The organism is Colwellia sp. MB3u-45 (assembly GCF_014077005.1).
Classification (GTDB): domain Bacteria; phylum Pseudomonadota; class Gammaproteobacteria; order Enterobacterales; family Alteromonadaceae; genus Cognaticolwellia.
The window spans coordinates 1-4,144 of sequence record NZ_JACGVC010000022.1; the positions used below are offsets into that span (position 1 = coordinate 1).

Here is a 4,144-nt window from a genome sequence, read left to right on the forward strand (position 1 = left end):
ATATTCGCCGCCCCAGTCAAGTTTATAACCTTCTGGTAAAGCAATAGCAGCAATTTTAGCTTGTGTACGATTAAACGCCTCACCGGTAGTTTCATTGTATCCGGCCTCCGCTTTAACGGTAATAGATCGTACACGATCACGTCGATTAATCAGTAGCTCTTCACTGGCATAGTTCATTTTGCCACTCACTTGCTTGAATGGAATATAAGTTCGTTGACTACGACTCCACACCAAACTGTTTTCTAAGCCGGCTAATTGATCAGGGTTCGTGTTGCTATTTCTGGCAATAATTGGATAAAGGTAATCGCCATCTTGTAGTTATCCAATTTGCAAACCATCGCTATAAAACTTGATGGCTTGACTAAAGTCACTTGTATAAACAATCGCCCGTATAACGCAATTTCATAATAAAGAACCATTTATATAATTTTGACAGGGGGAAGTCATGAGAATAGTTTAAAGTCAATTATCAACTCAAATACCCAAAAGTATAAGAATATTCGCACTTTATTAGGCTAAATTGCAAAGGTTTATGCCACACAAAATTTGACTGTCTGTTTTTTATACGCTCATAATCTTGCCCTGATAATTTTGAATAAAATGTGAAATTTTGTTAGGATATCGCCAAATGTCAAATATAGTTAGTGCACTAACTATACAAATCCCCAAAAGTATAAGAATATTCGCGCTTTATTGGGCTAAATTGCAAAGATTTATGCCACACAAAATGTGACTGTCTATCTTTTATACGCTAATAATCTTGCCCTGATAATTTTGCCCTGATAATTTTGAATAAAATGTGAAATTTTGTTAGGATACCGCCAAATGCCAAATATAGTTAGTGTACTAACTATATTTATAGTTAAAACGCTAACCGTATTTGGCCGTTGAACGATAAAACACCAAGGGAAAATTTATATGAAATTCACTAAGCTGCATTGTGCTGTGTTAACAGCACTAGCGGCGTCTGGCACTTTATATGCCGAAGAAACAGAAACAGAAAAAAAACAAAATGCATCAATAGAAACTATTGAAGTTACTGCAACCAAGCGAACTGAATCAATCCAAGAAGTGCCCGTCACTGTGACCGCATTAACAGGTGATAGTTTAGAAAAACTTGGCGTTTCTAATTTTGATCAATATGTAGAATTTTTACCCAACGTGGTTTTTCAGGGCACTGGCCCTGGACAAAATGAAATATATATTCGCGGTGCGGCAACTACGCAAAGCAATATTTCTCTGTCATCAGTTCAAGCATTACAACCTTCTGTTGCCTTTTATTTAGACGAGCAACCCGTTTCCATGCAAGGGCGTAACTTAGATATTTATGCTACTGATGTTGAACGTATAGAAGTTTTACCAGGGCCACAAGGCACACTTTTTGGAGCTAGCTCTCAATCAGGTACCGTACGCATAATTACTAATAAGCCAACCCATGATGGTTTTGCTGCAGGTTTTGATACCAGCACAAGTACCACCAAAGGCGGCGACATGAGTAACTCTGTTGAAGCATATTTTAATATGTCTTTATCTGACTCGTTGGCCGTACGTGTTACTGCTTACAACGACTACCAAGGTGGTTGGATAGATAATGTACTCAATGTTCCAGGTGAAGGTGGTTATAACGGTAGTGCAGAAGTTATTAGTCGAATTTCTGGTGGTGCATTAACTAATCCTGAAGATATTTCTGTTACCGCACCACAAAATGCTGCTCTAGTAGAAGAAAATTTTAACACGGCAAGCTATGCCGGTGCTCGCTTTGGTTTATCTTATTTAATCAATAATGACTGGGATCTTTTAGTTCAACATACTCAACAGTCTCTTGATACCGAAGGTGTATTTTCTTATGATCCAAACCTTAAGGGTGAGACATCAACAAACCGTTTTACACCAGAAAACAACAATGATGATTTTGGTTTAACCACTTGGACATTAGAAGGCCGACTTGAGCAACTTACCGTTGTTTATACCGGCGGGTATCTCGACCGAGATATCAATTCAACTATTGATTACACTGGCTATACTAATGGTGGTTCATTTTCTGCTTATTATGTTTGTAACTATTCAGGCGTTCCTGAAGCAGAACAAGAATGTCTTGACCCAACTAAGTTTAATAAAGAAGAAACCAGTACCTCACGTATCACTCATGAGCTTCGTTTCAACACGGCGGCTGAAAATCGCTGGCGTGTCACCGCAGGTGTATTTTATGACTCTCAAGAATTATCAACTGTTGGTCAGTTCAAAATAGCCAATACAGAGAAGTTTCCTAATTTGGCAAGAACTCTCGCAGGAAGTGATGGCATTAACAGTGATGGTGGCCCTTTCCCTTCAGAAGTAAGTTTTGTTAATGATGTTACGCATACCATAGATCAAATCGCCGTATTTGGTCAGTTTGAGTACGATATTACCGACACAGTCACTGCAAGTTTTGGCGCGCGTTGGTATCAAATAGATGATATTTATAAAGGCGCTACTACCGGCGATGATGTCAGCGGCAGGTTACAAGCCTTTGGTGACGGTAGTGATGCAGCATTAACTGAATTTTTTATCAGTGATGGTAGGACTCCAGAGGCAGCAGCGGCTGAAACAGCATCAATCCAAGCGGCTATCGCCAGTGGTCAATTAGAAACTGATTTACTTGATAGTGACGGCAAGTTAACCATTGATGATACGATTATCAAAACTTCAGTTGATTGGCAAGTTAATGATGATGTTATGGTATTTGCATCATACTCAGAAGGTTTTAGACCGCCGGTGACTAACCGAGTTGGTGGTGGTTCGGCTAAAAGCCAAGAAGGTGCATTTGAAAGTTTCCGCATTCCAGTGTATTCAACGACTGATAGCTTAGATAACGTAGAATTAGGTTTTAAATCAACATTATTTGATCAAAACTTACGCTTCAACGCGACTGCCTATTATTCAAAAATATCTGATCTGCAAACCTCACGATATGACCCAACCAATATCAGTTTCTTAGTATTTACTGATAATGTTGGTGATGCTGAAATTAAAGGTATTGATGGTGACTTTAGTTGGGTAGCAACGGATAATTTAGTCATCTCTGGTGCTTTTAGTTTGATAGATACTGAGCTAACATCAGTCAATACTCAGCTTGACGGTATTGCACCACCAGAAGGCAGTAGATTACCGTATTCAGCTGAGTTTTCAGGTAATTTACAAGCCCAGTATTTCTATCCAATTGGCCAAGGTATGACAGGTTATGTTAACGGTTCAATCAGTTATACCGGAGAAAGACTTGCCGGTATGGTGATGGATGCTTATATGGTAGAAGACTCCACTAATTTAATCTATGGCACAGGTTCAGGTTTAAGTATTGAAAAAGAAGCTGACGTTTATAAAGGTGTTAATTATCAAGATAGTAACGGGGATACCTTAGCCGGTGGTCGTTATATCCAAGATAGTTACGTTTTGGCTAACTTAACCTTTGGTATCACTAACGACGAATGGAAAGCTGAGATTTTCATCGACAACGTAACTGATGAAAGCGCAATATTATATATTGATACTCAACAGAATACGCCAAAAGTGGTTTCTAACAGACCTCGTACTATTGGTTTTAGATTCTCGTACGACTTTTATTAAGTCTTAAATGATAACTAAAAGCTAATTAAAATCGAAATAAAAGCCGTTTGATATCTGTATCAAGCGGCTTTTTATTGATAAAAAAAGCACAAGTTTTAAATAAAAACAATACTACCAATTTAACTCATTAAGTGATCACCTTTTTCATGAGGAAAAATGGATAAATACTAGGCATAAAATTTAGTCAGTAGTTATGCTACTTATAAATTTTATAACGCGGTAGTTTTTCATTTTAACCATTCACGATGAACATATAATTAATCAACTTGGTATAACCTGCCATGGAGCTAAGTCATTGGAAAAAATATCCTACTCTGCTATTGAAGAGCAATTAAAATCAATTCAACAATTGATCCAAACAACAAAATTCAATGATGCCATTACACAAAGTAAACAACTACAAAAACAAACCACAGACCACAGACCAAGAGCACCAAATTGAATTATGGTATTTAATTGCCGTTGCCCAACGCTATGCAAAAACTATCCCTGCGGCATTAAGCAGTATTAATGAATTACTTAAACTCGATGAAACACATAG

At 37.8% G+C, this 4,144-nt stretch carries 2 protein-coding genes; one reads left to right on the forward strand and one right to left on the reverse strand.

The window, feature by feature from the left end; translation table 11 throughout:
• A partial coding sequence (locus H4J41_RS00215; RefSeq protein WP_182134753.1) for an efflux RND transporter permease subunit occupies nt 1–231 on the reverse strand: 231 nt, incomplete at its 3' end.
• A gap of 687 nt (nt 232–918) precedes the next feature.
• On the opposite strand from H4J41_RS00215, the gene H4J41_RS00220 reads away from it, so the two are divergent.
• Nucleotides 919–3,603, forward strand: coding sequence for a TonB-dependent receptor (locus tag H4J41_RS00220; RefSeq protein ID WP_182134751.1), 2,685 nt, complete (start codon nt 919–921; stop codon nt 3,601–3,603).
• The last annotated feature ends 541 nt before the right edge of the window (nt 3,604–4,144 follow it).